The 24,962-nt window shown below is 68.0% G+C and carries 20 protein-coding genes and 1 pseudogene; 11 read left to right on the forward strand and 10 right to left on the reverse strand.

The annotated features are described in order from the left end of the window. The first annotated feature begins 47 nt into the window (after positions 1 to 47). Together ACGFWI_RS03875 and ACGFWI_RS03880 are read left to right on the forward strand one after the other, a co-directional pair. Positions 48 to 1,307: an MFS transporter gene (locus ACGFWI_RS03875; RefSeq protein WP_393904288.1), complete on the forward strand. Its 1,260-nt coding sequence runs from the start codon at positions 48 to 50 to the stop codon at positions 1,305 to 1,307. A 346-nt stretch (positions 1,308 to 1,653) separates the two neighbouring features. Beyond that, complete coding sequence (locus ACGFWI_RS03880; protein WP_393904289.1) at positions 1,654 to 2,019, forward strand: hypothetical protein; 366 nt, start codon at positions 1,654 to 1,656, stop codon at positions 2,017 to 2,019. A 109-nt stretch (positions 2,020 to 2,128) separates the two neighbouring features. Here the strand turns inward: ACGFWI_RS03880 and ACGFWI_RS03885 are convergent, their stop codons facing one another. Further along, positions 2,129 to 3,604, reverse strand: coding sequence for a CCA tRNA nucleotidyltransferase (locus ACGFWI_RS03885; RefSeq protein ID WP_393904290.1), 1,476 nt, complete (start codon positions 3,602 to 3,604; stop codon positions 2,129 to 2,131). 250 nt (positions 3,605 to 3,854) lie between these two features. On the opposite strand from ACGFWI_RS03885, the gene ACGFWI_RS03890 reads away from it, so the two are divergent. From ACGFWI_RS03890 to trxA, 7 genes are all read left to right on the forward strand, one after another. Further along, entirely contained in the window at positions 3,855 to 6,125 is a 2,271-nt protein-coding gene (locus tag ACGFWI_RS03890) for a DUF6049 family protein (RefSeq protein ID WP_393904291.1), read from the forward strand. Between the two features lie 46 nt (positions 6,126 to 6,171). Then, positions 6,172 to 8,400 carry a murein biosynthesis integral membrane protein MurJ gene (gene murJ, locus ACGFWI_RS03895; RefSeq protein ID WP_393904292.1) on the forward strand — a complete coding sequence of 743 codons (2,229 nt, stop codon included), beginning with the start codon at positions 6,172 to 6,174 and terminating at the stop codon, positions 8,398 to 8,400. Positions 8,401 to 8,507: 107 nt separating this feature from the next. After that, the gene (locus ACGFWI_RS03900; RefSeq protein WP_393904293.1) at positions 8,508 to 10,229 is read left to right on the forward strand and encodes a serine/threonine protein kinase; all 1,722 of its coding nucleotides are present in this window, start codon (positions 8,508 to 8,510) and stop codon (positions 10,227 to 10,229) included. Positions 10,230 to 10,458: 229 nt separating this feature from the next. After that, positions 10,459 to 11,154: an RNA polymerase sigma factor SigM gene (gene sigM / locus ACGFWI_RS03905; RefSeq protein ID WP_393904294.1), complete on the forward strand. Its 696-nt coding sequence runs from the start codon at positions 10,459 to 10,461 to the stop codon at positions 11,152 to 11,154. Then, positions 11,151 to 12,098, forward strand: coding sequence for an anti-sigma factor family protein (locus tag ACGFWI_RS03910; RefSeq protein ID WP_393904295.1), 948 nt, complete (start codon positions 11,151 to 11,153; stop codon positions 12,096 to 12,098). Before sigM ends, ACGFWI_RS03910 begins: the two co-directional genes overlap by 4 nt. A 114-nt stretch (positions 12,099 to 12,212) precedes the next feature. Next, positions 12,213 to 13,184 (forward strand): thioredoxin-disulfide reductase, encoded by a 972-nt coding sequence (gene trxB, locus ACGFWI_RS03915; protein WP_393904296.1) that lies wholly within the window; start codon positions 12,213 to 12,215, stop codon positions 13,182 to 13,184. A 46-nt stretch (positions 13,185 to 13,230) separates the two neighbouring features. After that, positions 13,231 to 13,557, forward strand: a complete 327-nt coding sequence (gene trxA / locus ACGFWI_RS03920; RefSeq protein WP_030075727.1) for a thioredoxin — start codon at positions 13,231 to 13,233, stop codon at positions 13,555 to 13,557. Positions 13,558 to 13,642: 85 nt separating this feature from the next. Here trxA and ACGFWI_RS03925 read toward each other — a convergent pair whose 3' ends face one another. The 9 genes and pseudogenes from ACGFWI_RS03925 to rpmH all read right to left on the reverse strand — a co-directional run bounded on the left by ACGFWI_RS03925 (position 13,643) and on the right by rpmH (position 20,487). Further along, on the reverse strand, positions 13,643 to 14,260 hold the full coding sequence (locus ACGFWI_RS03925) for a GNAT family N-acetyltransferase (protein WP_393904297.1): 618 nt from the start codon (positions 14,258 to 14,260) through the stop codon (positions 13,643 to 13,645). 308 nt (positions 14,261 to 14,568) lie between these two features. Beyond that, positions 14,569 to 15,666, reverse strand: coding sequence for a ParB/RepB/Spo0J family partition protein (locus tag ACGFWI_RS03930; protein ID WP_393904298.1), 1,098 nt, complete (start codon positions 15,664 to 15,666; stop codon positions 14,569 to 14,571). Continuing rightward, positions 15,663 to 16,733 (reverse strand): AAA family ATPase, encoded by a 1,071-nt coding sequence (locus ACGFWI_RS03935; RefSeq protein ID WP_393904368.1) that lies wholly within the window; start codon positions 16,731 to 16,733, stop codon positions 15,663 to 15,665. The genes ACGFWI_RS03930 and ACGFWI_RS03935 overlap by 4 nt, the downstream gene beginning before the upstream one ends. Positions 16,734 to 17,039: 306 nt before the next feature. Continuing rightward, entirely contained in the window at positions 17,040 to 17,765 is a 726-nt protein-coding gene (gene rsmG, locus ACGFWI_RS03940) for a 16S rRNA (guanine(527)-N(7))-methyltransferase RsmG (protein ID WP_393904299.1), read from the reverse strand. A 135-nt stretch (positions 17,766 to 17,900) separates the two neighbouring features. Further along, positions 17,901 to 18,407 carry a R3H domain-containing nucleic acid-binding protein gene (locus ACGFWI_RS03945; protein WP_328385702.1) on the reverse strand — a complete coding sequence of 169 codons (507 nt, stop codon included), beginning with the start codon at positions 18,405 to 18,407 and terminating at the stop codon, positions 17,901 to 17,903. Between the two features lie 14 nt (positions 18,408 to 18,421). Then, positions 18,422 to 19,573, reverse strand: a complete 1,152-nt coding sequence (gene yidC / locus ACGFWI_RS03950) for a membrane protein insertase YidC (protein ID WP_393904300.1) — start codon at positions 19,571 to 19,573, stop codon at positions 18,422 to 18,424. Between the two features lie 3 nt (positions 19,574 to 19,576). Next, positions 19,577 to 19,894, reverse strand: coding sequence for a membrane protein insertion efficiency factor YidD (yidD, locus tag ACGFWI_RS03955; RefSeq protein ID WP_006604423.1), 318 nt, complete (start codon positions 19,892 to 19,894; stop codon positions 19,577 to 19,579). A 62-nt stretch (positions 19,895 to 19,956) separates the two neighbouring features. Further along, positions 19,957 to 20,325 (reverse strand): annotated as a pseudogene (gene rnpA, locus ACGFWI_RS03960) (ribonuclease P protein component); the annotation flags it as partial. A 24-nt stretch (positions 20,326 to 20,349) separates the two neighbouring features. After that, positions 20,350 to 20,487: a 50S ribosomal protein L34 gene (rpmH, locus tag ACGFWI_RS03965; protein ID WP_143940007.1), complete on the reverse strand. Its 138-nt coding sequence runs from the start codon at positions 20,485 to 20,487 to the stop codon at positions 20,350 to 20,352. Positions 20,488 to 20,865: 378 nt separating this feature from the next. Here rpmH and dnaA point away from each other — a divergent pair, with 378 nt between their 5' ends. Next, on the forward strand, positions 20,866 to 22,794 hold the full coding sequence (gene dnaA / locus ACGFWI_RS03970) for a chromosomal replication initiator protein DnaA (protein ID WP_393904301.1): 1,929 nt from the start codon (positions 20,866 to 20,868) through the stop codon (positions 22,792 to 22,794). 1,026 nt (positions 22,795 to 23,820) lie between these two features. Next, a complete protein-coding gene (gene dnaN / locus ACGFWI_RS03975) occupies positions 23,821 to 24,951 on the forward strand; it encodes a DNA polymerase III subunit beta (RefSeq protein ID WP_393904302.1) in 1,131 nt (376 codons plus the stop codon). Positions 24,952 to 24,962 lie beyond the last annotated feature (11 nt).

Below are 24,962 nucleotides of genomic sequence, written 5' to 3' on the forward strand. Positions count from 1 at the left end.
CCGGGTATTCCACCCGGGGGCCTGCGGGCTGTGTGAGGCTGTGCCTCATGCATGCTGTGCGCGACCTCCGCGTATTACTCCGGCTACGCGACTTCCGCTCGCTCCTCGCCGCACGGCTCCTGTCCCAGGCGGCTGACGGAGTGTTCCAGGTCGCGCTCGCCACCTTCGTCGTCTTCTCGCCCGAGAAGCAGACGTCGCCCGTGGCCATCGCCTCCGCCATGGCGATCCTGCTGCTCCCGTACTCCCTCCTCGGGCCGTTCACCGGCGTGCTGCTCGACCGCTGGCGGCGCCGCCAGGTCCTGCTGTACGGCAATCTGCTGCGCACCCTGCTGGCCATGGCGACGGCGGCGCTGATCGTGTCAAAGGCCCCCGACTGGCTCTTCTACGCCTCGGCCCTCTCCGTGACCGCCGTCAATCGCTTCGTGCTGGCGGGGCTCTCGGCCGCGCTCCCGCGCGTAGTCGACGGTGAACAGCAACTGGTCATGGCCAACTCGCTTGCCCCCACGGCCGGAACGCTCGCCGCGACCGCCGGCGGCGGGCTCGCCTTCGCCATCCGGCTGGCCGGCTCGGAGGTGAACGCGTATGTCGTGCTGTTCGCCGCCTCCCTCTATCTCTGTTCAGCCCTCACCGCCCTGCGCATGGCCCCGCAGTTGCTCGGCCCTGACCCGGCACGTCTCCAACCCCATCTGCGCGAAGCCCTGTTGAGCACGGTGCGGGGACTTGCGGACGGGTTGCGTCATCTCGCCGCGCGGCGTGCTCCGGCCCGGGCACTGGCGGCGATGACCGTGATCCGCTTCTGCTACGGAGCCCTGACGGTCATAGTGCTGATGCTGTGCCGGTACTTCTGGTCCAGCACCGAGTCGGAGGGTCTGGCACTGCTCGGGATCACTGTCGGCGTGTCAGGAGCGGGCTTCTTCGCGGCCGCCGTCATCACGCCCTGGGCCGTCGGGCGGCTCACCGCGTTCGGCTGGATCGCCTGCTGTGCCGCGATGGGAGCCGTGTTGGCACCGTCTCTCGGACTGTTCTTCCTGCCGGTCCCGATGCTGGCCGCCGCGTTCGTGCTCGGCCTCGGCACGCAAGGGACCAAGATCTCCACCGACACGATCGTCCAGTCGTCGGTCGACGATGCCTTCCGCGGCCGGATCTTCGCCATCTACGACGTTCTCTTCAATGCCGCCTTCGTCGCCGCCGCCGCGGTCGCCGCCCTCATGCTGCCTCCGGACGGAAGATCAACCGCTCTGCTCGGCGTGGTGACCGTCCTCTACGCGGTGGTCACCGTGGCAATGGTCCGCTTCGGGCGCGGCTGAGCACCCACATTCCTCGCCCCGTGCTGATCAGTTCTCTGCAGTGAGGCGCCCGGAGCAGATACCTTACGGACGTCCTACACGAGCCTGTACACATCAATATCGGGGGAGATCCATGACCACGCCGCCTCAGGGTCAGCAACCATACGGCCAGGCACCGTACGGACAGCAGCCATACGGGCAGCAGCCTTACGGACAACAGCCCTACGGACAGAACCCGTACCCGCAGGCACCGCCGGCACCCCAGGCCCCCTACGGCCAGCCCCAGGGTGGATACGCCTACCCCCAGCAGCCACAGGCTCCGTACGGACAGCCGCAGCCGGGTTACCCCGCGCCGCAGCAGCCCTTCATGCAGGGCGGACCTCCTGTACCGCCGCCGCGGCCCGCCAAGCGCCGTTCCCCCAAGACGATCCTGAGGGCTGTCGGAGCCGTCCTCGGGCTGGCCTTCCTCGGGGTCGCCTGGATCAGCAGCATGAACGACGCGAGCAGCGCAGAGGTCGGCGACTGCGTGAAGAAGTCCAGCAGTTCGCTCGACGACGGCCTCGAGGTGGTGGACTGCGGCACCTCGGAGGCCCAGTACAAGGTGACCGCGGTGCACGATGACACCTCGGACCCGTCCGTGTGCCCCGCAAACGAATCGGCGTACAGCAAGAGCGTGCACCGACGCAGGGGGTCCGACACCCGCATGGTGCTCTGTCTGACCTCGGCTAAGTAGCGCGCAGCGCCCCCTTGGATACGCCGTGGGGCGGTGTTTCACGTGAAACACCGCCCCACGTTTCACGTGAAACGTGGCGGTTCACTGACCGCCGGTTTCACGTGAAACATCAGCTCTGGCCGGCCCACCACTCCTTCAGAGCGGCGATCGCCGCGTCCCGCTGCATCGGCCCGTGCTCCAGCCGGAGCTCCAGCATCTGCTTGTACGCCTTGCCGACCTCGGGCCCCGGGCTGATGCCCAGGATCTGCATGATGTCGTTGCCATCCAGGTCTGGGCGGATCGCCTCCAGCTCTTCCTGCTCCTGCAAACGGGCGATGCGCTCCTCAAGCCCGCCGTAGGCACGCGACAGGGCACTGGCCCTGCGCTTGTTGCGGGTGGTGCAGTCCGAGCGCGTCAGCTTGTGCAGCCGCTTCAGCTGCGGGCCGGCGTCCCGCACGTACCGCCGGACGGCGGAGTCCGTCCACTCGCCCGTCCCGTAGCCGTGGAAGCGCAGATGCAGCTCCACCAGACGCGAGACGTCCTTGACCATGTCATTGGAGTACTTCAGGGCGGTCATCCGCTTCTTGGTCATCTTCGCGCCCACCACCTCGTGGTGGTGGAAGGAGACCCGACCGTCCTTCTCGAAGCGCCGCGTCCTGGGCTTGCCGATGTCGTGCAGGAGGGCGGCCAGCCGCAGCACAAGATCGGGACCGTCCTCCTCGAGTTCGATCGCCTGCTCCAGGACCGTCAGCGAGTGCTCGTAGACGTCCTTGTGGCGGTGATGCTCGTCACTTTCCAGCCGTAGCGCGGGCAGCTCGGGCAGGACCTGGTCGGCCAGGCCCGAATCGACGAGCAGCCGCAATCCCTCGCGCGGGTGCGCCGACAGGATCAGCTTGTTCAGCTCGTCCCGTACGCGCTCCGCGGAGACGATCTCGATGCGGTCCGACATCGCCTTCATCGCGGCGACGACCTCCGGAGCCACCTCGAAGTCCAGCTGAGCGGCGAAGCGGGCGGCGCGCATCATCCGCAGCGGGTCATCGGAGAACGACTCCTCCGGCGTCCCAGGCGTGCGCAGCACCCGCGCGGCCAGGTCCTCCAGGCCGTCGTGCGGGTCGACGAACTCCTTCTGCGGCAGCAGCACCGCCATGGCGTTCACCGTGAAGTCCCTGCGCACCAGGTCTTCCTCGATGGACTCGCCGTACGACACCTCGGGCTTGCGGGACGTGCGGTCGTACGCCTCGGAGCGGTAGGTCGTGACCTCGATATCGAACGATTCCTTCTTGCAGCCGACCGTCCCGAAGGCGATGCCGACCTCCCAGACCGCGTCCGCCCACGGCCGGACGATCTTCAGAACGTCCTCGGGGCGGGCATCGGTGGTGAAGTCCAGGTCATTGCCGAGCCGGCCCAGCAGCGCGTCCCGGACCGAGCCGCCGACCAGGGCAAGTGTGAACCCGGCCTCCTGGAAGCGACGGGCCAGGTCATCCGCGACGGGGGACACCCTCAGCAGTTCGCTCACGGCGCGGCGCTGCACATGGTTCAGCGCGTTCGTCGACTGCGGGGTCCGCTCGGCGGTCGGGGCGGGGAGGTCATTGTTGGCGTTCGGCACAACAAAACAGAGTACGTGGCCGCGCAGTGCAAAGCGTCACGTAATAAAGGGGACAGGCTGGGCACGCGGTCCTCCGGACCGCGATCATGTGGAGCAGTCCCTGGCACTCCGTCGCTGCGGGTCTCGTTACCATTCGTGGACGCACATTCCGAACGACCACTGACGACGACGAGGGACGGGCGAGCGCGTGGCCGAGGCGGCAGGGTTCCAGCGGACTGAACGGCCGCGTGGCCGATGGCTGCGAAGGACCGTGACACTGCTCACTGGAGTGCTCCTTCTCGTGGGGCTGCTCCAGGTTCCGCACGCTTCCTCCGCGCAGGCGGCCCCGACGGGCTCCCGCACGGTCGACGTCACCATCAACTCGATGTCCCCGTCCGCTCCCACCAAGAGCGACACGGTCACCGTCTCCGGCACGCTGACCAATGAGGGCCGCAGCACGATCACGGACGCGCATGTCGGCATGCACCGTGGATCCACGCTCGGCGGCCGTAGCTCCATCGAGAATGCGTCCCGCCGTACCGGCTATCTGCCGGGCACGGACGGTGAGGAGATCAAGGGGCACACCGAGAAGATCGGCAAGCTGGAGCCCGGCATCAGCCGTCCCTTCAGCCTCAGCGTGCCGGTCAAGGACCTCGATCTCAGCGATAACGGTGTGTACCAGCTCGGCGTCTCTCTGTCGGGGCGCTCTCAGGCCGCGCCGTACGGGCAGGTCCTCGGCTTCGACCGGACGTTCCTGCCCTGGCAGACGGCCGGCGCCGGGAAGAAGACGCAGCTCACATACATGTGGCCGCTGATCTCCCCCACGCATCTCACCGCCGAGACCGACGCCGATGCCCAGCAGACGCCGGTCTTCCGCAACGACGACCTCGCTGCCGAGCTCGCGCCGGGAGGCCGGCTGCAGCAGATGGTCGCGCTCGGCAAAAACCTGCCGGTGACCTTCGTCATCGATCCCGACCTGCTCGCGACCGTCGACGCGATGACCAAGTCGTACCGGGTGAACGGCCCGGACGGCCCCATGGGCAAGAACCAGGCGGTCGCCAAGCAGTGGCTGCACGACCTCGAAGAAGCGGTCAAGACGCACGAGGTCGTCGCGCTGCCCTTCGGCGACCCCGACCTGGCCTCGCTCGCCCACCACGGCAAGGGCGTGCCCAGTGCGCTCGGCCACCTCGGCCCGGCCACCGACCTTGCCGACAAGACCGTGGACACGATCCTCGGCGTCAAGCCGCGCACGGACTTCGCCTGGCCCGTCGACGGCGCGATCGACTCGTCCATCGTGGATGTCGCGACCTCGGCCGGTGCGCACAACGTGATCACCCGCAGCGACAGCCTGCGGGACGCCGGCAGGCTGTCCTACACCCCGACGGCGGCCCGCCCCATCGGCGGCGGCAATACCGCCGTCGTCGCGGACGCGCAGCTCTCACAGGCCTTCGAGGGCGATATGTCGAAGGCCGGAAACTCCACTCACGCGGTTCAGGAGTTCCTCGCCCAGACGCAGATGATCAGCCTCGAGGACCCGGGCCGACAGCGCAGCATCGTCGTCGCGCCGCAGCGCATGCCGTCGGTCAGCCAGGCCCACGCCATGGCCACCGCGCTGCGGAATCTGGACGAGTCCGGGAGCTGGACCCAGTCGCTGCGCCTCGGCGCCGCGGCCAAGGCGAAGCCCGACCGGGCGGCCACCCGTCATGTGCCCAGCGGCGCCGCCTACCCGTCCTCGCTGCGCAGGCAGGAACTCCCCGTCAACGCCTTCCGGCAGATCCAGGGCACCCAGTCCGCCCTGGACGACTTCCAGGTGATCCTGGCCCATCCGGAGCGCGTGGTGACCCCGTTCGGCAACGCCATAATGCGGGAGATGTCGACGGAGTGGCGGGGCAATGCCACCGGCGCCAGAACCTTCCGGCACTCCGTACGCAGCTACCTCAACGGTCTGACCAAGAAGGTTCATCTGATCCAGAAGTCGGGGGCGACGCTCTCCGGGCGCAGCGCCACGATTCCGGTGACGGTGCAGAACAACCTGGTCCAGGGCGTCAAGGACATGATGCTGAAGCTGACCTCGTCCCAGCCCAACCGTCTGGACGCGGGGAAGTCGCAGCAGATCACGGTGGACGGCGGGCACAGCCAGTCGTTCAAGTTCGACACCACGGCGAACGCCAATGGCCGGGCCTGGGTGACCGCCCAGCTCTACACGGCGGACGGAAAGCCCTACGGTGACCGCATGACGTTCCAGGTGAACGTCACGGAGATCACCGCAACGGTGATGCTCGTCATCGCGGGTGGCGTGCTGCTGCTCGTCCTCGCCGGTGTGCGGATCTATCTTCAGCGCAAGCGGGCCGCCGCCCGTCGGTCCGAGGACGGGCCCGACGGCGATGGGCACGACGATGACGGGCCGGACGGCGAGACAGGCACGGACGGCGACAACGGCGGCACCGACGGCGACGAGCCGGAGCAGCCGAGTGACCCCACGCCGGACACCGGATCGGAAAGCTCCGACCCGTCCGGCTCAGGTGAGAAAGTGGACCGTTGATAGATGGCGGGGCCGGATGGCCGGCGACGGATGAGGTGGGGCAGCGATGAATGCGCCGTACGACGGTGACCGGGGCCGGGGCGCCAATGGCGACCCCACGGGGCCGGTCCCTCCGACGCCCCCGCCGCCCGCGGACCAGGATCCGTACGTCCAGGACCCCTATGTCCAGGATGCCTACCGCAACGACCCGCACCGTGCCCAGGACCCGACGGCTCAGGATCCGGTGACCGAGGCGCTCTATGACCGCGCCGCGCACCCCCCGCCGCCCCCGGGGCAGCCCACGCAGCCGCTCTACCAGCAGCCTGCCGCGGGCCGCCACACGCCCGATCCGCAGCTGTGGGCCTCGCCCCCGCCGCCCGAGCCGCAGGGCCCGACCCGCAATCTCCCCTACGGCGATGCCGCCGCGACGACGCAGTTCGTGGGTGTCGACGATCTGATCACCCAGGCCGCCGACGAGCGTCCGGAGCCCGACGCCTTCGCACATCTCTTCCGGGACCAGCAGTCCTACGAGCCCCAGCACCACGCGCCCGCGTCGGCGAGCCCCTCGGTCGCCGGTGCGGCGCCCGGACCGGAGGCCGTGCCACAGCAGGCCGTACCGGAGCCGGAGCCGGCACCCGTGGCGGCGGCCGGCAAGCCCTCCGGTGGCCGCGCCTCAGGTCTGCTCAAGTCCAGCGCGGTGATGGCCGCCGGCACGATGGTGTCGCGTCTCACGGGCTTCGTCCGGTCGGCACTGATTGTCGCGGCCCTCGGTGGTGCGGTGCTCGGTGACTCCTGGCAGGTCGCGTACCAGCTTCCGACGATGATCTTCATCCTGACCATCGGCGGCGGTCTGAACTCCGTCTTCGTCCCGCAGCTGGTGCGCGCGATGAAGGAGGACGAGGACGGCGGCGAGGCCTATGCGAACCGGCTGATGACGCTGGTCATCGTGGTACTCGGCGTGCTGACGGTCCTGGCGGTCGTGGCGGCGCCGCTCCTGGTGAAAATGGTGTCCTTCGACATCTCCCGTGACCCGGCAGCCAACGAAGTAGCCGTCGCGTTCACCCGCTACTGCGTACCCACGATCTTCTTCATGGGTCTGCATGTCGTGATGGGACAGATCCTCAACGCCCGCGGCCGCTTCGGCGCGATGATGTGGACTCCCGTCCTCAACAACATCGTCATGATCGCCACCTTCGGCCTGTTCATCTGGGTCTACGGCACGGCGAAGACGTCGCACATCGGGGTCACCACCATCCCCGACGAAGGCATCCGGCTCCTGGGGATCGGCACCCTCCTCGGGCTCGTCGTCCAGGCACTGGCGATGATCCCGTACCTGCGCGACGCCGACTTCAAGCTTCGGTTGCGCTTCGACTGGCGCGGCCACGGCCTGGGCAAGGCCGCCAAGCTCGCCAAGTGGACCGTGCTGTTCGTGCTCGCCAACCAGGCGGGCGTCCTCGTCGTCACCCAGCTCTCCACCTGGGCCGGCAACACCGCCGACCAGCAGGGACACCCGGGCACCGGCTTCATCTCGTACGCCAGCGCACAGCTGATCTGGAACATGCCGCAGGCGATCATCACCGTCTCCGTCATGGCGGCGCTGCTGCCGCGGCTGGCGCGATCCGCGCACGACGGTGACACCGGAGCCGTCCGCGACGACATGTCGCAGGGCCTGCGCACCTCCGCCGTCGCGATCGTTCCGATCTCGTTCGGCTTTCTCTCCCTCGGCATCCCGCTGTGCACGCTGGTCTACGGCTCGTCCGGCGCCGGCATCCCGATGGGCTACATGCTGATGGGCTTCGGCGTGGGGCTGATCCCGTTCTCGGTGCAGTACGTCGTCCTGCGCGCCTTCTATGCGTACGAGGACACCCGCACGCCCTTCTACAACACGGTGATCGTCGCCGCCGTCAACGCCGCGGCCTCCGGTCTGTGCTTCCTGGTCCTGCCCGCCCGCTGGGCCGTGGTCGGCATGGCGGCTTCCTACGGCCTGGCCTACATCATCGGCGTGGGTGTGGCCTGGCGCCGTTTGAGCAAGCGTATGGACGGCGACCTCGACACCGCACATGTCGTCCGGACCTATGCACGGCTGGCGGGCGCCAGCATCCCGGCCACGATCATCTCGGGAGCCGTGGTGTACGGCATCATGCAGGCGCTCGGCAGCGGGTTCCTCGGGTCGCTGGCCGCTCTGGTCGCCGGTGCTGCCGCACTTCTGGCCGTGTTCTACGTAGCTGCACGCAAAATGCGCATCGAGGAACTGAACGCCCTGGTCGGCATGGTCCGGTCGAAGCTTGGGCGTTGATTGAGCACAACCATCGACTGCCACCGTGTGTCGTGCATAGTGGCGGACTGTGGGCACAATTGTCTTGGCTCATTGAGCCTGCAACGGATGGGGAGGCAGGAACGACGGTGGCGGAACGGAGCACGGCTGCCGTCGACGTGGCTGACACGAGCGGTGAAGAACCGCTGACCGCCAAGGCGGGTAAGGCCACGGACGACGGTGCTAAGGCCGAAGAGGTATCCGGCAGGGAAAAGGACGCCGAGGGCACCGACGAGGAGCGTGCCGCGGCGATCGAAGCCGAGCCACCGGAGCTGCACAGCGGCCACAAGCTTGCCAGACGCTACCGCCTCGAGGAGTGCGTCACCCGTCTGGACGGATTCAGCAGCTGGCGCGCGGTCGACGAGAAGCTGCGCCGCGCCGTCGGCGTGCACATCCTGCCGGCCGACCACCCGCGGGCCCGGCCGGTACTGTCCGCCGCCCGTTCCTCGGCGCTGTTGGGCGACCCCCGGTTCGTCCAGGTCCTCGACGCCGTCGAGGAGAACGACCTCGTCTATGTGGTCCATGAGTGGCTGCCGGACGCCACCGAGCTCACCACGGTGCTCGCCAACGGCCCGCTGGAGCCGCACGACGCCTACCAGCTCGTCAGCCAGGTCTCCCAGGCCATGGCCGCCGCGCACCGCGAGGGCCTGTCCCATCTGCGGATCACGCCCGGCTCGGTGCTGCGTACGGAGTCCGGGCAGTACCGCATCCGTGGGCTGGCCGTCATGGCCGCGCTGCGCGGCATCACCTGCGAGCACCCGCAGCGCACGGACACAGAGGCGATCGGGGCGCTGCTCTACGCCGCGCTGACCCAGCGCTGGCCCTACGAGAACGACGCGCATGGCCTCACCGGCCTGCCCAAGGGCGTCGGGCTGATCGCACCCGACCAGGTGCGCGCCGGGGTGCACCGCGGGCTGTCCGAGCTCGCCATGCGCGCTTTGATCAACGATGGCGCCACGGCCTCCCGCCAGGAGCAGCCGTGCACCACCCCGGAGGAGCTGGCCAAGGCCGTGGCGGCCATGCCGCGTATCCGGCCTCCGGAGACCTCCTTCACCACACCTCCGCCGTATCAGCGCACGGGATACCAGCAGGGCAACTATCGGCAGCCGTCGGCTCGCCCCGCCCAGGCGAGCCATGCGACCCAGCCTGTCGCCGCTCCGCCTCCCCCGCTGCAGAGCCGCACCGGCCGTGCGCTGAAGTGGTCCGTCTCCGCGCTGCTCATCGCGGCGCTGGGACTGGGTAGCTGGCAGCTGGCGGACACCCTGCTGAAGCGGGAGAACGACCAGGACGATCCGGGTAACGCACAGCCGAGCAACGGCGCGGCCAAGAAGTCCAAGGGCAAGCCGATCAAGATCGTGGAGGCCGGGGAGTACTACCCCGACGGCCAGCCGCAGCACGCGAATCAGGCGCAGGACACAGTCGACGGGAATCCCAGCACCTACTGGGGCAGCAAGGGCTACCGCGAGGGCCCTGATCTGAATCCGGCCTTCAAGAAGGGCGTCGGCCTCGTCTACGACCTCGGCTCACAACAGCAGATAAGCGAGGCGTCGATCGGGCTTCATTACACCGGCGATCACACGACCGTGAACCTCTATGCGGCCGATTCGCTCTCCGCTTCCCAGCCGCTCAGCTCCATGCGCCGGCTCGGAACGGGCAGGACCTCGGGCTCGACTGCCAAGGTCAAGCTGAAGCAGCCGGCAAAGGCGCGCTACGTCGTCGTGTGGATCACCGCGATGCCGTATGCGCCGGGTGATGGGTACAGCAGCGCCGGGTACCGGCAGGGTGTGACAGAGGTGTCCTTTACCAGCTGAGCAGCTGGTAAAGGCGGCACGGCTGTCCAGGGCAGTATGTGGGGCTCCGAGGTCCGGCAATCCGGGCGGAGCCCCACACTCTTGAGTTCAGCCTGTGTGTGGACCGCCCACGTGAGAACGGCGCATATCGGCCACCCGCCTGCACACCGTCGCCTTTCGACAGCATTTACTTTCGTGACCTGGCGGGCTTCAATTGGACCGAGATCAGGCAGCTACGGCCGGGGGGCCCGTGTCCACCGACAGCGACAAGGCTTCGACACCAACCGACGCCGATCTCCTTGCCCTGCATGTAAAGGGCGACCCTGACGCGTTCGGGGAGATCGTCCGGCGCCATCGCGACCGGCTCTGGGCGGTGGCACTGCGCACCCTCAGTGATCGCGAAGAGGCCGCCGACGCCGTGCAGGATGCTCTGGTCTCCGCCTATCGCGCAGCCCACACCTTCCGCGGGCAGTCCGCCGTGACGACCTGGCTGCACCGCATCACGGTCAATGCCTGTCTCGACCGGGCCCGTAAGGCTGCCTCACGGCGCACCTCGCCCATCGCCGAGACCGAGCGGCTGGAGCAGCTTCTCGAACCCGAGGAATCCGCCGCGGCACCCGCCGAGCGCCAGGATCTGCACCGGGAGCTGCTGAGTGCCCTCCGCACCCTTCCCGAGGAACAGCGTGCCGCTCTCGTCCTCGTCGACATGCAGGGCTACCCCGTCGCGGAAGCGGCGGCGATCCTGGACATCCCCACCGGCACGGTGAAAAGCCGCTGTGCACGGGGCCGCGCTCGGCTCCTCCCCTTGGTCACCCATCTGCGCGCCGACAACGGGGATAGCAAACCCGCGAGCGGGGGAAGGAACCGGGCGCAGGGGACATCCGTCCCACCGACGGCAGGGCCGAACGACACAGGTGCCGTGAAGGGCGGAGGTGGGCGAGCGTGACGTCGACGACCGGCACGGGTGAGCACCCCACAGGTGAGCACCCGGAAGTCTCCGAGATCTCTGACCTCACGGACGGGCTGCTCTCTCCCTCCCGCAGCGCGGATGTGCGGCATCATCTCGCCGGCTGCCCGCTGTGCGATGACGTCTATGCGTCCCTGGAAGAAATCCGGGCGCTGCTCGGCACCCTCCCCGGCCCGATCCGCATGCCGGCCGACGTTGCCGGCCGCATCGATGCCGCCCTCGCCGCCGAGGCGCTGCTGGACGCCAGGACTCCCGCTGCCGGGGCTCGTGTTTCACGTGAAACAGCCACCGCCACCGTCGCGGTTTCACGTGAAACCGACGACGCGCCCCCCAGCCGTTCCATGCCGACCACCCGGCCCACCGGACGGCCCCGGCGATCCTCTGGGCCAGGTCGCCCGTCGCCACGCGGCCGCTCGTCTCGTTCGCGGCGCTGGCCCCGGATTCTGCTCGGCAGCGCCGCAGCCGCGGCGGTCTTCAGCTTCGGCGGCCTGCTCATCCAGAACGCCGCCGTCGATGGCACCCAGGCAGGCCACCATGGCCGGGCCACCGCCACCCCCGAGAAGACCACGGAGGGTGCAGCCGCTCTGACCGCCGCCAGCCTTGGATCGCATGTACACGATCTGCTGGCGTCAAAGGGCTCACACAAGTCTCCGGACATCGGCACCCGAACCTTTCCCGAGTCGACGCTGCGCGGTGGCGCCGACACCATTCCGTCGTGCGTCCGCCTGGGCACCGGGCGCACGGAAGCGCCGCTCGCATCCAGCCACACCCGGTACCAGGGCAAGGACGCCTACCTGGTGGTGCTGCCGGATCCGTCCGATGCGAAGCGCGTCTCTGCCTATGTCGTCAGTTCCTCCTGCGTCTCCGCCACGCCACCGGTTCCCGGAAAGGTCCTGCTGTCTCACTCGTACCAGCGAGACTGAGCGACGAGCAGTCCGCTGTGGCACTCCGGGAATGCTCGCCCCGTAGGATCCGTTGGGTGGGGTGAGAGTTCCGAGAGCCCCAGCAAGCAGTCGGCAGAGACAAGGAAGACACCCGTGAGCGACGTCCGCAACGTGATCATCATTGGCTCCGGGCCCGCGGGCTATACCGCAGCGCTCTACACCGCCCGCGCGTCCCTGAAGCCGCTGGTCTTCGAAGGTGCCGTCACCGCCGGAGGCGCGCTGATGAACACCACTGACGTGGAGAACTTCCCCGGTTTCCGCGACGGCATCATGGGGCCGGACCTGATGGACAACATGCGTGCCCAGGCGGAACGCTTCGGCGCCGAGCTTGTGCCGGACGACATCGTCTCGGTCGACCTCTCCGAGGAGATCAAGACCGTCACGGACACCGCTGGAAATGTGCACCGGGCTAAGACCGTGATTGTCAGCACCGGATCCCAGCACCGCAAGCTCGGCCTGCCCCGTGAGGACGAGCTGTCCGGCCGTGGCGTCTCCTGGTGCGCCACCTGCGACGGGTTCTTCTTCAGGGACCAGGACATCGCCGTCATCGGGGGTGGCGACACCGCGATGGAGGAGGCCACCTTCCTCTCCCGCTTCGCCAGGTCGGTCACGGTCGTTCACCGCCGTGACACCCTGCGGGCGAGCAAGGCGATGCAGGATCGTGCCTTCGCCGACCCGAAGATCAAGTTTGTGTGGGACAGCGAGGTCGCCGAGGTCCACGGAGAGGGCAAGCTCTCGGGTCTGACGCTGCGCAACCTCAAGACCGGCAAGACTTCCGAGCTGCCCGTCACCGGCCTCTTCATCGCGATCGGCCACGACCCGCGGACCGAGCTGTTCAAGGGTCAGCTGAATCTCGACGACGAGGGCTACCTCAAGGTCGATGCGCCCAGCACCCGGACCAACCTGACGGGCGTCTTCGCCGCCGGCGATGTTGTCGACCACACCTACCGCCAGGCGATCACCGCGGCCGGCACGGGCTGCTCCGCCGCCCTCGACGCCGAGCGGTACCTCGCTGCGCTGTCGGACAGCGAGGCGTCCGAGCCGGACAAGACCGCTTCCGTCTGATCCGCGCACCCAGCTTTCCCACCACCCACCCAGTAAGGAGATTGCCATGGCCGGCGCCACGGTGACCGTCACGGACGACAACTTCGAAGAGGTCGTCCTCAAGAGCGACAAGCCCGTCCTCGTGGACTTCTGGGCCACCTGGTGCGGCCCGTGCCGCCAGGTCGCCCCGTCCCTGGAGGCGATTGCCGCCGAGCACGACGAGATCGTCATCGCCAAGCTGAACACCGACGAGAACCCGGCAACCACCGCCAAGTACGGCGTCATGTCGATCCCGACCATGAACGTCTACCAGGGCGGCGAGGTCGTGAAGACCATCGTCGGTGCCAAGCCGAAGGCTGCGATCGAGCGCGACCTGTCGGACTACCTCGCCTGAGTCGCGCCACCACGTTTCACGGGAAACGGGCCTGCCCCCACCGAAGGGGCAGGCCCGTTCTCTGTTTCACGGGAAACCACATGCCTCAGAGCGGTCGCAGGGCCGGTTCCTTCTGCACAGCTCCCAGCAGGCGGTCGATGGCCAGCTCGACATCTTCCTTCCACGAGATCGTGGTCCGCAGCTCAAGGCGTAGCCGGGGAAAGCGGGGATGGGGCCGTACGGTCTTGAAGCCAACCGCCAGGAGATGATCGGCGGGCAGCACACATGCCGGCTCGCTCCAGCGGGCATCACCGAAGGCCTCGATGGCTTTGAAGCCACGCTGGATGAGGTCCTTGGCGACCGTCTGGACCATCACCCGCCCGAGCCCCTGGTCTTGGTAGCCGGGGATCAGCCACGCTGTCAGCAGCTGCACTGCGTCCGGTGAGACCGGGCTGGTGGGGAAGGCCGTGGACCGCGGCACATACGCCGGCGGGGCGTACATCACGAACCCGACGGGCACCTCGTCGACATAGACCACCCGTCCGCAGGACCCCCACTCCAGCAGTACTGCCGAGATCCAGGCTTCCTTCTCGAGCTCGGGGCGGCCCGCCTTTACCGCGGCCTCGCCGCTGACGGGGTCGAGCTCCCAGAAGACACAGGAGCGGCAGCGCTTGGGGAGGTCCGGAAGGTTGTCCAACGTGAGCGGTACGAGCCGACGGCCCATGGAACCAGGTCCTCGCTTCCCTCGCCTGCCACACCACGAAGCGCCGTCAGCGCCGCCTGCTCTCTGAGCAGACCACCAACGAATCCTCCGACAGCTGCGAGGCCGAACCCCGCTGCCAACAGTCCGGTGCGGCTCACCGATTGCATGGCCCTCTCCTCGGTGTGAGGTGTCTCCACATGGATGCGTGCCATACCCGAACGCATCGTATCCACCCTTTACGGGCACGGGTACCGCAAGAGAGCAAAGGGCGGGCCGTGTTCCGGTATGCACTCCGGAACACGGCCCGCCCAGGAGCCGAGAGCATCAGCTCACTCTTCTTCGTTGTTCTCCTCGGCCAGCGACTGACCCAGGACACGCCCCTCGCCAGGAGCGAGCGTGCCGAGGATGCGCTCCAGATCGTCTATCGAGGCGAACTCGACGACGATCTTTCCCTTCTTCTGCCCCAGGTCGACCTTCACCCGGGTCTCAAAGCGGTCGGACAGCCGGGAGGCCAGACCCGTGAGCGCGGGGGACACCCGGGTACCCGCACGGGGCCCCTTGGCCTTGCTCGCGCTCTGGGGGGCCGACCCCATCAGCGTCACGATCTCCTCGACGGAACGGACCGACAGCCCCTCTGCCACGATGCGGCGCGCGAGGTGGTCCTGCTCTTCCGAGTCCTCCACGGAAAGCAGAGCGCGGGCGTGTCCTGCGGAGAGCACACCTGCGGCGAGCCGCTTCTGTACGGACGGCGAGAGCTTCAGCAGCCGCAGCGTGTTGGAGACCTGCGGGCGCGAACGCCCGATCCGGTCGGCCAGCTCGTCATGCGTGCACTTGAAGTCCTTCAGCAACTGGTCGTAGGCGGCTGCCTCTTCCAGCGGGTTGAGCTGTGCCCGGTGGAGATTCTCCAGAAGCGCATCGAGCAGCAGCTTCTCATCGTCCGTGGCCCGAACGATCGCGGGAATCTTTTCCAGGCCGGCCTCACGGCACGCCCGCCAGCGGCGCTCACCCATGATGAGCTCATACCGCCCCGGTCCCGTCTGCCGGACCACGACCGGCTGGAGGAGGCCCACCTCCTTGATGGAGGTGACCAGCTCGGCAAGGGCGTCCTCGTCGAAGACATCACGCGGCTGGCGCGGGTTCGGCTTGATCGCGTCCAGCGGCACCTCGGCGAAGTGCGCTCCTGCCACTTCTGAGACACCCGCCGACGTTGCCGCCGGCCCGGCCGGTGCTTCCGTTTCACGTGAAACACCGTGCGTCGGCAGCGATGCCACCTTGGCGGCCGCTACTCCTCGCTCCGGGGCCAAGACCGGTGCGGACGACGGTGACGCCGCTCCCTGCCCCGCAGGCCCGGCGTGGTCCGTGCTCTGCGGTGCCGCGGGGATCAGCGCACCGAGCCCACGGCCCAGGCCTCTACGTCGTTCGCTCACTGAGTCCCCTCCGAGATGCTCTGCTGTGCTTCATAGTTGACGCTGAGGCCCTGGCCCCCGGTCTGCGGGGCCCCACGCAACGCGATCTCTCGGGCCGCTTCGAGGTAGGAAAGCGAGCCACTGGATCCCGGGTCATAGGTGAGCACCGTCTGCCCATAGCTGGGGGCCTCGGAGATGCGCACCGATCGGGGGATGCTCGTACGGAGCACCTCGTGGCCGAAGTGACTGCGCACCTCGTCGGCGACCTGGGAGGCCAACCGGGTGCGCCCGTCGTACATAGTGAGCAAGATCGTCGAGACATGGAGCTTGGGGTTGAGATGCCCCCGCACCAGGTCGACGTTCCGGAGCAGCTGGCCGAGCCCCTCAAGCGCGTAGTACTCGCACTGAATCGGGATCAGTACCTCGGCGCCAGCTACCAGAGCGTTCACTGTCAGCAGTCCGAGCGAGGGCGGGCAGTCGATGAAGATGTAGTCCAGCGGCTGTTCATACGCCTGGATGGCCCGGTCGAGGCGGCTCTCGCGGGCCACCAGCGAGACCAGCTCGATCTCCGCACCGGCCAGATCGATGGTGGCGGGCGCACAGAACAGGCCCTCCACATCCACGACCGGCTGCACGACGTCGGAGAGTGGCCTGCTCTCCACCAGTACGTCATAGATGGAAGGCACTTCGGAGTGATGGTCGATCCCCAGCGCCGTCGACGCATTGCCCTGGGGATCAAGATCGACCACCAGAACCCGTGCTCCGTGCAGGGCCAAGGAGGCTGCCAGGTTCACCGTGGTCGTGGTCTTGCCGACCCCGCCCTTCTGGTTGGCAACCACCATGACCCGCGTCTGTTCAGGCCGGGGCAGCCCCTCACCCGCGCGGCCAAGTGCCTCTACCGCCAGCTGAGCTGCACGACCGATCGGGGTGTCGTCCATCGGGGGCGGCGTTTCACGTGAAACGTCGTCCCCGAACGACTCGTTACGGGGACCGGGGACCGGATCGGTCATCGGTCCCGCGATGTTGGCGTCGGACCGCAAGGATTCACTCTCCTCGACATCAGGCTCGCAATGTTCAGAGCCTGCCATGCTTTCGGTGTCGTGAACCAGTGAGGTCCGTTCTCCTGTGGACGAATCCACTTCTGTGGATACTTCGCTGACCCTTGCGGGCCTACGGTCGCGCGGCGCGGCGGCCGCACGACCTCGGTCGATGATCCCTTGCAGCAGAGAACGACGTTTCACGTGAAACACGATGCCAGCGTCGCGCCTGAATTAGCCGCGACACTCCGTCTTGCGTCGTTTTGATGGCATTTACGAGATTCGCCCGTTCCTTTCTTTGCGGAACGGCACACCCGGGCCATCGAGGCCAGCCTGTAGTGCTCCGGCACCAGGGCGTCAGCGTCGGCGGCCCCTCGATACACGGCCCACCCGCGCCGCCTTCGCCCGCTTGGCAGCGAAGCGCACACCGCCGGGGCTCTCGCCCACCTCGACCCGCACGACGGTCGACGGCGGATCCACGATGCCCTCACCCACGTGCACCACCGATGTCTCCACCACACCCAGCTTGCTCAGCGCCGCCCGGGCTCCCTTGAGCTCCTCCTCCGCCGCATCGCCCTTGAGCGCCAGCATCTCGCCGTATGGACGCAGCAGCGGAACGCCCCAGCCGGCCAACCGGTCGAGCGGGGCGACGGCACGCGCCGTCACCACATGCACCTGGGGAAGCTTGCCCATGACCTCTTCGGCCCGCCCGCGCACGACGGTGACATGGTCCAGCCCGAGCAGCTCGACGACCTCCTGGAGGAAGTTCGTACGCCGCAGCAGTGGCTCCAGCAGCATGATCTTCAGGTCCGGGCGTACCAGAGCCAGCGGGATACCGGGCAGCCCGGCCCCCGATCCCACATCGCAGACCGAGACGCCCTCGGGCACCACCTCGGAGAGCACAGCGCAGTTCAACAGATGCCGCTCCCACAGCCGCGGCACCTCGCGCGGGCCGATGAGCCCCCGCCGCACCCCGGCGTCGGCGAGCAGTTCGCCGTACCGCACGGCCTCCGGAAAGCGCTCGCCGAAAACCTCCTCCGCCGCCTTCGGCGCAGGAGGGAGCTCCGCTGCTGCCTCCGTCACGGGAACCGCCCTTCCTTTGGACTGCTTTTCCTGCCGGGAACCCGGGTTACGCCCCCGGGATAACACAGAACGCTGACAACGTTTGGCCCCGCCTGCGAGCAGACGGGGCCAAAGAAAAACGGGAGCGCTGAGCGGTCAGGCCGGGAGAACAACCACTCGGCGCTGCGGCTCCTCGCCCTCGGACTCGCTCTGGAGCCCGGCCGCCGCCACCGCGTCGTGGACGACCTTGCGCTCGAACGGCGTCATGGGGTCGAGCTTCACCGGCTCGCCGGTGCCCTTGACCTCCTCCGCCGCCTTCGCGCCGATCTCCGCAAGCTCCTCACGCTTACGCGCTCGGAAGCCGGCGATGTCCAGCATCAGACGGCTGCGGTCACCGGTCTCACGGTGAACGGCCAGCCGGGTCAGCTCCTGCAGCGCCTCCAGCACCTCACCGTCGCGGCCCACCAGCTTCTGCAGGTCACGGCCGGTCGAGTCACTGATGATCGACACAGCGGCACGGTCGGCCTCGACATCCATGTCGATGTCGCCGTCGAGGTCAGCGATGTCCAGCAGACCCTCGAGGTAGTCGGCCGCGATCTCGCCTTCCTGCTCCAGGCGGGTCAGGGTGTCGGTGCCCTTGGTGGCAGGGGTCGTGTCCGTCACGAAAGGACTCCTTCTTACTTCTTGGACGGGTGCTTGGGGCGCTGCTGGCCCTTGCGCTGACCGGACTTGGTGGTGCGGGAGCCGGAAGCGCCGCCCTTCTCCTTGTCCTCCTGCGCGTCCTTCTTCTCCAGCGACTGCTTCTTACCGGCACCCTGACCGGCGTCCGTGCCACCCGACGCGGATCCGGCACGCGTACGGTTCTGCGCACCGCCGGCCGCACCACCGGCCGGAGCGCCGCCGGTGTGCCGCTTGGACTTCGTCTGACGCTTGGGCTGCTGGCGGTTCTGGCGCGCCTCCTCGGCGGCCTGCTTCGCCTCGACGACGACCGGGTCCTCGACGATCTTGCCCGCGACCCGCAGCCGCTCCTGGCGCTCCGCGAAGGCCTTGCTGCCCGGGGTCGGGTTACGACGGATGACGAACATCTGCTGGCCCATGGTCCACACGTTGGTGGTCAGCCAGTAGACGAGAACACCGACGGGGAAGTTGATGCCGAAGACGGCGAACATGATGGGGAAGACGTACATCAGCATCTTCTGCTGCTGCATGAACGGCGTCTTCACCGTGAGGTCGACGTTCTTGGTCATCAGCTGGCGCTGCGTGTAGAACTGCGACGCCGACATCAGGACGATCATGATGATCGTGACCACACGGACGTCGACCACAGAAGCACCGAGGCTCTGGATCTTCTCCGCGCTGTCCATGAACTTCGCCGCCAGCGGCGCACCGAAGATGTGCGCCTTCTGCGCGCTCTCCAGCAACGGCTGGTCGATGACGCCGACCGTCTTGTTCTGCGCGATGTGGCTCAGGACCTGGTACAGCGAGATGAAGAACGGCGACTGGGCCAGAATCGGGAGACAGCTCGAGAGCGGGTTGGTGCCCGTCTCCTTGTAGAGCTTCATCATCTCTTCGGACTGGCGCTGCTTGTCGTTCTTGTAGCGCTCCTGGATCGCCTTCATCTTCGGCTGAAGCGCCTGCATGTTCCGCGTCGACTTGATCTGCTTCACAAAGAGCGGGATCAGGCAGATACGGATCAGCACCACCAGCGAGACGATGGACAGACCCCACGCCGCGCCACTGTCCTTGTCAAAGATGAGGCTGTAGAGCGAGTGGAACTGGACGATGATCCAGGAAACAGCGATATAGAGGGGACCGAGGATCGTGTCCACGAATCAGGCTCCTTGGGCGTTGGGCTGAGTCTCGGGCTGGGCGACAGGCTCAGGGACGGTGGGCCCGCCCAGGCGGCTCCTCAGCCGCTGATGCCAAACCGGACGCTTCCGGGGAGGGACGTGGTCGACGCCACCGAGCGACCACGGATTGCATCGCAGGATGCGCCAGGCTGTCAGCGCAGTCCCTTTCACCGCGCCGTGCCGGTCGATGGCCGTGTAGCCATAGTGCGAGCACGACGGGTAGTACTTGCAGACCGGTCCCAGCAGGGGGCTGATGGTCCACTGGTAGATCTTGATCAAAAGCAACAGCGGGTACTTCACTGTGCGCTCCCTCCCGGGTCCCGTCCGGGGTTCCGGGGGGCGTCCCCCGGGGGATTGCAGCCTCTCGGCACCCCTCCCAGCAGCCGCTCAAGGGCGGCATCCAGGTCGCGGGCCAGCTGGTCATGATCCGCATCACCCGCGCAGGGCAGGGCCCGTACGACAACCAGGCTACCGGCGGGCAGCCGGTCCAGCCGGTCGCGCACGAGATGTCGAAGCCTGCGCTGGACCTTGTTGCGCACGACAGCGTTGCCCACTGCCTTGCTCACGACGAAACCCGCACGTGCCGGGGGAACACTTTCCCCCGACCCGTGCGGGTCCGTTGCACCACTGCGGAAATGAACGACAAGGAGCGGGCGCCCGGCCCTGCGTCCCCGGCGTACCGCGGTCGCAAAGTCCTCGCGCCGCCTCAGCCGATTCTCGGTAGGCAGCACGTCATGGACCTAGGTTCAGGCTGCTCAGGCCGACAGGCTGGAGCGGCCCTTGCCACGGCGGGACGCGAGAATCGCGCGGCCGGCGCGGGTCCGCATGCGCAGACGGAAGCCGTGGGTCTTCGCGCGGCGGCGGTTGTTCGGCTGGAAGGTGCGCTTGCTCACTCGGGGGCTCCAGGAATGCTTGTTGTCTCAAGAGAGACAGATGTGGGGCGTCGACTGGCTGTCACCGTGCGCCCACGAGTAGCTCGCAACGCCTAAGTGCACCGCTACACGACCACTTAAACGTGATCTTTGCCCATCGGAGGCAGGCGGCAGCAGCCATCGACAACTCGACCTGGTCACGGTACGCGCGGCTACGCCATCCGGTCAAACCGGCTTCTCGGCAGCGCTCACGGACCCCTTGTCAGGACACACTATGCACAGCCTGTGGACAACAACTTGAATCACCAGGCCCGCCCTGACTACCGTGGCTGAACTCCGATTCCTTCCCGCCCGTCCTGAGAATCACACATTCGTGGGACTGCTGAGAGAGCGTGCCCCGTGGCTGATGTACCTGCCGATCTTGCCGCAGTGTGGCCGCGCGTGCTCGACCATCTCCTTCGCGCGGAGGCCGACGGGCTCAAGCCCAAGGACCAGGACTGGCTCAAGCGCACCCAGCCGCTGGCGCTGGTCGCCGACACCGCGCTGCTCGCCGTCCCCAATGAGTTCGCCAAGGGTGTGCTCGAAGGTCGGCTGGCGCCGCTGATCGGGGAGGCCCTCAGCCATGAGTGCGGCCGCCCGATCCGGATCGCGATCACCGTTGACGACTCCGCCGAGGAGCTCCCGGCGCAGTCCGCACCGCCCGCGCCCCAGCACCAGGCGCCTCAGCAGCACGCTCCGCACCATCAGCAGTCGCATCAGTCACAGCAGCAGCACGATGCCTACGACGGCTACGAAGCGCGGCACGACAACCGCCATGACAGCCGTCACGACAACCGGCAGGGCTACGGACACCAGGGCGACGATCTGCCCGGCGTCCGCCCCGCCTATCCGGACTACCAGCAGCCCCGGCACGAGCCCGGAAGCTGGCCGCAGCACTCCTCCGGTATGGCCGGCGGCCCCGGCCCGCGCGAGGACTACGGCTGGCAGCAGCAGCACCTCGGCGGCTTCCCCGAGCGCGACCCCTACGCCTCCCCGTCGTCCCATGTATCGCAGCATCAGCCGCGGCAGAACGACTACCGCGGGCAGGCGCCCGACCGCAGCGGGCCGCCGCAGCACTCGGACGGTCGCTCTCCTTATGACCAGCCGCGCCGCGGCCTCTCCGAGCATCAGCCCGGCGGGCACAACGGCCGCTCGGGCGTTCCCGGCTCCGGCCCCGGCGCCGTGCTTCCCGCGCCCAGCGGTGCGCCCAGCCCGCTCGCCGCGCAGCCCGCGCCGGCCACCGGCCCCGGTGAGCCGACCGCGCGGCTGAACCCGAAGTACCTCTTCGACACCTTCGTCATCGGTGCCTCGAACCGCTTTGCGCACGCCGCCGCGGTCGCCGTCGCCGAGGCGCCGGCCAAGGCGTACAACCCGCTGTTCATCTACGGGGAATCAGGTCTCGGCAAGACCCATCTGCTGCATGCGATCGGGCACTACGCGCGGAGCCTGTACCCCGGCACCCGGGTGCGGTACGTGAGCTCGGAGGAGTTCACCAACGAGTTCATCAACTCCATCCGGGACGGCAAGGCGGACGCGTTCCGCAAGCGCTACCGCGACATGGACATCCTGCTGGTCGACGACATCCAGTTCCTGGCGAGCAAGGAGTCGACGCAGGAGGAGTTCTTCCACACCTTCAACACGCTGCACAACGCGAACAAGCAGATCGTGCTCTCCAGTGACCGGCCGCCCAAGCAGCTGGTCACCCTGGAGGACCGGCTGCGCAACCGCTTCGAGTGGGGCCTGATCACCGACGTCCAGCCGCCCGAGCTGGAGACCCGGATCGCGATTCTGCGCAAGAAGGCGGTCCAGGAGCAGCTGAATGCGCCGCCGGAGGTGCTGGAGTTCATCGCGTCCCGGATCTCACGCAACATCCGTGAGCTGGAGGGCGCGCTGATCCGGGTCACGGCGTTCGCCTCGCTCAACCGGCAGCCGGTGGACCTGGGGCTGACCGAGATCGTGCTGAAGGATCTGATCCCCGGGGGCGAGGATGCCGCGCCGGAGATCACCGCGGCCGCGATCATGGCGTCGACCGCCGACTACTTCGGGCTGACCATCGACGACCTGTGCGGCTCCTCGCGCAGCCGGGTGCTGGTCACCGCCCGCCAGATCGCGATGTATCTGTGCCGCGAGCTGACCGATCTCTCGCTGCCGAAGATCGGCGCGCAGTTCGGCGGCCGGGACCACACGACCGTGATGCACGCCGACCGCAAGATCCGCGCGTTGATGGCCGAGCGTCGCTCGATCTACAACCAGGTCACCGAGCTGACCAACCGCATCAAGAACGGCTGAGGCCGGCCACCGCTGATTCGCCGGCCACCGCAGGACGTCCGAGGGCGCTCCGGACCCGCTCCGGGAGCGCCCTTCGTCGTACCGGGCCGTTCGGCGAAGCGCCGGCGTCTGCCCGTGCCTCCCCGCGCCCTGCAGGCCGTCGAGCGAGCCGTCCCGAGCGCTCCTGAACGCGTCGCGCACCTCTCCCGAGCCGGTCCGGAGACTCTCCTGAGCCCTGCCCGTCCCCACTCCGATCCGCCCCGCCGCCATCCCAAACCTGTGGAGTACGTCTGCGGTGTTCGATTCCGCGGCTGGTCACGGTCTCCCTCCCCAGATTGGGCAAGATTCTTCCGTCCACATCCTGGGGAGGGGAAAGTTATCCCTGTGGGATCCACAGGCCGATGTTCTGACGGGGCATCGGAGGAGGTCAGCAGCGTGTGGATTTGTGGCCAACTCTCCTCCACAGGGTGTGGACAGAGATTTCGTCCACAGGAGGGGCCGCGTCTTGTCCACCGCCCGCCCACAGGCAAGCCGCTGTTGTCCCCAGCAATCCCCAGCTTCTCCACACCGCTGTCCACTGTTCGGCAACGCAACACCCGCTCTCACCGGGCCGAGTGAAAGCGGTCACACCAAGGTGGTCGGTTGGGCTGTGGGGAACGTGGGTAAAGCTGGGGACGGCGCTGGGGAGAAGTGCCTGTCTCCTGTGCATCGGGTGTGCAGAACTTCCGGCGGTCCACAGAACCGCCGGCTTTTCCACGACCGCCACCCACAGGGGCAGTGGACAAAAAAGCCGCGTTGACCTGCGCAAAAGCAGTTGTCCACGGTTTCCACAACCCCTACTACTACGACCACGGATATCTACCGGGGAACTCGTTCGGAAACGGGGCCTGTGCACAAGTTGGCCGCCGGGCGTCCGACATCGGCCGAGCCGACTTGACCCCGAGCCGCACCGACTGTCGGTGGCGTGCGTCAGACTGGTCTCCGGCAACCCAGCCGACGACGAAGGCCAGCAGGGCGAGAGCCAGCAACAGCAGGAGGCGGTTTCCGGTGAAGATCCGGGTGGAGCGCGATGTACTCGCGGAGGCAGTGGCCTGGGCGGCCAAGAGCCTCCCGGCCCGTCCGCCGGTGCCCGTCCTCGCGGGCCTGCTGCTGAAGGCGGAGGACGGCGCGCTGAGCCTCTCCGGCTTCGACTACGAGGTCTCCGCGCGGGTCTCGGTGGAAGCAGAGGTGGAAGAGGAGGGCACGGTCCTCGTCTCCGGCCGGCTGCTCGCCGACATCTGCCGTGCGCTCCCCAACCGCCCGGTGGAGATTTCCACCGACGGTGTACGAGTGACCGTCGTCTGCGGCTCCTCGCGGTTCACCCTCCACACGCTTCCTGTGGAGGAGTACCCGTCCCTGCCCACGATGCCCACCGCCACCGGCACCGTCCCCGGTGAGGTCTTCGCCGCGGCCGCCGCCCAGGTCGCCATCGCCGCCGGCCGTGACGACACCCTTCCGGTGCTCACCGGCGTACGGATCGAGATCGAGGGCGACACCGTCACCCTGGCCTCCACCGACCGTTACCGCTTCGCGGTGCGTGAGTTCCTGTGGAAGCCGGAGAGCCCGGACGCCTCCGCGGTCGCGCTGGTCCCCGCGAAGACGCTGCTGGACACCGCCAAGTCCCTGAGCAGCGGCGACACCGTCACGCTCGCGCTGTCCGGCTCCGGCCAGGGCGAGGGCCTGATCGGTTTCGAGGGCGCCGGGCGGCGGACGACGACGCGTCTGCTGGAAGGCGACCTGCCGAAGTACCGCACGCTCTTCCCGACCGAGTTCAATTCGGTCGCCGTGATCGAGACCGCCCCGTTCGTCGAGGCCGTCAAGCGTGTGGCGCTGGTGGCAGAGCGGAACACCCCGGTCCGGCTGAGCTTCGAGCAGGGTGTGCTGATTCTGGAGGCCGGCTCCAGCGACGATGCACAGGCTGTGGAGAGGGTGGACTCCGACCTGGACGGCGACGACATCTCGATTGCCTTCAACCCCGGCTTCCTCCTGGAGGGCCTGTCGGCCATCGACTCCCCGGTGGCGCAGCTGTCCTTCACGACCTCGACCAAGCCCGCGCTGCTGAGCGGCCGGCCGGCCAAGGACGCCGAGGCGGACGACGCGTACAAGTACCTGATCATGCCGGTGCGGCTCTCCGGCTGACGCCCGGACAG

The sequence above is a fragment of the Streptomyces sp. NPDC048434 genome, assembly GCF_043200375.1.
Taxonomy (GTDB): domain Bacteria; phylum Actinomycetota; class Actinomycetes; order Streptomycetales; family Streptomycetaceae; genus Streptomyces.